Annotated in this window: 3 protein-coding genes; 2 read left to right on the top strand and 1 reads right to left on the bottom strand. The window is 53.7% G+C overall.

Annotated features, from left to right (window positions below; all coding sequences use genetic code 11):
* Positions 1–936 precede the first annotated feature (936 nt).
* Positions 937–1,440 carry a pyridoxamine 5'-phosphate oxidase family protein gene (locus VAE55_RS00740; protein WP_322813915.1) on the top strand — a complete coding sequence of 168 codons (504 nt, stop codon included), beginning with the start codon at positions 937–939 and terminating at the stop codon, positions 1,438–1,440.
* A gap of 29 nt (positions 1,441–1,469) precedes the next feature.
* A complete protein-coding gene (locus VAE55_RS00735; RefSeq protein WP_322813914.1) occupies positions 1,470–1,637 on the top strand; it encodes a hypothetical protein in 168 nt (55 codons plus the stop codon).
* 623 nt (positions 1,638–2,260) lie between these two features.
* Here the strand turns inward: VAE55_RS00735 and VAE55_RS00730 are convergent.
* Positions 2,261–2,614: a DUF3592 domain-containing protein gene (locus tag VAE55_RS00730; RefSeq protein ID WP_416181154.1), complete on the bottom strand. Its 354-nt coding sequence runs from the start codon at positions 2,612–2,614 to the stop codon at positions 2,261–2,263.
* Positions 2,615–2,957: the final 343 nt, after the last annotated feature.

Below are 2,957 nucleotides of genomic sequence, written 5' to 3'. Positions count from 1 at the left end.
GCGGCGTGGAGCAGTGGCAGCTCGTCGGGCTCATAACCCGAAGGTCGCAGGTTCGAATCCTGCCGCCGCTACCAGTAAAAACCCGCAGGTTTGCACCTGCGGGTTTTGTTGTTTATGGCTCGTCACACTTCCGCTTGCGTGACGGTATGGATTGTTCAGGTGTCGTCCTTTTATTGCAACGCTGCCGGCATACCCTGTCCACGCCCCTTTTTGGTCGGCGAAGGTAGTAGTGTTAACCCAACGCGTCTGTGTACAGGTGCAGTGCCAGCGTGAGGTTTTGACATCGCGCAATGTATCCCGATGTACCGCTCACCGGCGCGACACGCATTCTGCGTGGATTACGGTGGCTAGAGAGGCATGGCTTCCGTATAACGAACAATTCGACACGGGGATCACTGTGTGTAAATGGTACCCAATCCGGCACGTGATGCCGGTGTGAATGGATGGCAAAGTTTCGCATCATCCTGGGCGGATGAGTCTTCTCCCGCAGTGATGTCATATCAAATCGGAAAAACACGGTGCAAGGTATGCGAAGCAAGACGGTCTCCGTGTTCGCCGCATCCCTCGTATAGTAAGGTGAACGGTGACGTGCGCCGTCCGTAGGTGCAGGTGCTAAACCAGCCCTTGCGGAATCGATTTATCCGTAACAAATCGTTACGGAGGGGACGGTTTACCGCATATCCGGTGCCAGGCAGTGATGCGCAGGATAGCTCAAGGTTTGATGCCACTCTTCTGCTTAACGAGGTGGATTATACATGTGCAGCAAGTTGTGCTCAAGTGGGTCTGGCAGATGGTGTATTGGCTGTCCAGACGTGGCGTTCATACCCGACTTGCAAACAATACTCGACACGTGCTTCAATGATGCTATGAACAAGAGAGTCTATGAGCACAGTTCAGGATTGGCTGAACTGGCCTGGAGGAGAAAGGGTTTCTTCTATGCGGCAAGAAGACCGGCTAGCGCTGCGGCGTTTGATTGATGAACAGCAAGCGGCAGCGCTTGGTACTGTAACTCCTGATGGAGCACCTTTTGTCTCTTACGTCCTGTATGCAGTTGAACGGCGCGAAGGATATGCACCGTGTCTATTGCTCTTGCTGAGTCGTCTGGCAGCGCATACCGGTCATTTGTTCGCCGGTTCACCACTCTCACTTCTGATTACTGCGGCACCACATAGCGTAAGCGATCCCCAGGCGTTGGCGCGAGTAACATTGCAGGGTCGTGCATTGGCAATCCCGCGTGATGTGCCCGATTATGCAGCGGCTCAGATGACGTATGTACAGCGGTTGCCGACGCAGCAGCATCTCTTTGCTTTGCCGGATTTTACGCTGTTTCGCGTAACGCTACACGAAGCGCGCTATGTTGGCGGATTTGGTCGGGCATTTACGCTCGATGCTGCGGCACTGGCAGCAGTATTGACGATGAACGTAGCCGGGCCGGCATGATCCTGGAGGTTCGCGGGCGGATAGCATATGTGAGTGTACAAGAGATTGGGGTTGGCGAGGCTCTGAACGCCCCCATCCTTATCCGCCCCTTGCGGAGGCAGGAACCACCGGTGCTGGATGGCTCCCACTGTCGTGCGCTGGTTCTGGTTTGCAATACCCTGCTGGAAGCAGGCACGGTAGGCGGTATCGGGTGGTGAGCGCGGCGGAGGTGCGCTTCCAGGAGATGCTTGGTAAATGAGCTGGAGGCGTGCGCCCCAGGAGATGCTTGGTGAATGAGCTGGAGGCGTGCGCCCCAGGAGATGCCTGGTAAATGAGCTGGAGGCGCGCTTCCAGGAGATACTTGGTGAATGAGCTAGAGGCGTGTGCCCCAGGAGATGCCTGGTGAATGAGCTGGAGGCGTGCGCTCCCAGGAGATGGTAGGCGCACTAGAGGCGTGCGCTCCCAGGAGATACCTGAGTGGTATCGGGTGGTTGGGAGTGCGCCGGAGATGCACGCTCCCAGGAGATGCCTGGTGAATGAGCCAGAGGTGCGCTTTCTCAGGACGTGCCGGAGCGGTAGTGCACCGCGAGAGGGTGACGGTAGATAGCGTGCCATGACCTTTATTTGACCAGATTTGACATAACTTGTTTTTGTGAGAGACGCTATTCCCGGATGGCGATTGGGTGATACGCTTGTACACGATCTGATACCATCAGAATCGTGGTTGGCGATCCGGCATTACCAGGGACAGGAGGGGTGATCCATTGCGTTTCCTCTCCTGAAACAGGTTGTGATTTGCGGAAGTAGACTCTGCGGGCTAGTGATGGGTTGTTGAGAGGGATTACCCTGGATGTGACGTGGGCTGGTTCCGTGTATCGAAGATGGCAACACCGCATCCTGCCAGACCCGCTACCAGTGCACCACTACCGATCAAGATGACCACAAGAGAAGGTAACCGTAGCTCAAACCACGAGTCAATCCTGGCATCTTGTGGGAATTGAGGATCATGCAGGATGTCTACTTGTTGACCGACTCGATAGGTGTTTTCACTGACACCGGTGCTTCTCTCGAAGCGAATGAACTCACCTGTCTGAGTACGGAATTCAACAATTGGGTAGAAATTGGCAGTTTCACCAGGACGTTGAACTTTAAGCAGCTCAACAACTGTGCCTGTGCCGCTGATCATCGTGCTCAACCGCTCACGGGTTGAATGTTGCCACAGTCATGCTGCAAATATGACAACAGCGCCGATGATTGCGAAGAACAGACCGATGAGCAAGGCTCCCGTCCTTGATAGAGGTTTCGGCTCCATAACGAGGCTATCCCCTCACGATAGGTAGAGCTGTCATTGTCGAGAAATGTTCTCTGCTATATAAACATATTTGCTGATCAATATCGATCGGTTCTATATTCTTTTTTTGAGGGCATTTTTGTGTTTTAATAAGAAACATAAATGTAGACACTAGAACCTGTTTCAAAAAACATCTACTAGGAAGGTATCACATTCAATGCCGACCGCTTCCATGATCGTGACGAGG

It is taken from the genome of Chloroflexus sp. (assembly GCF_034432675.1).
In the GTDB taxonomy this organism is placed as follows: Bacteria; Chloroflexota; Chloroflexia; order Chloroflexales; family Chloroflexaceae; genus Chloroflexus.
This window is presented reverse-complemented; position numbering and strand designations above follow the sequence as displayed.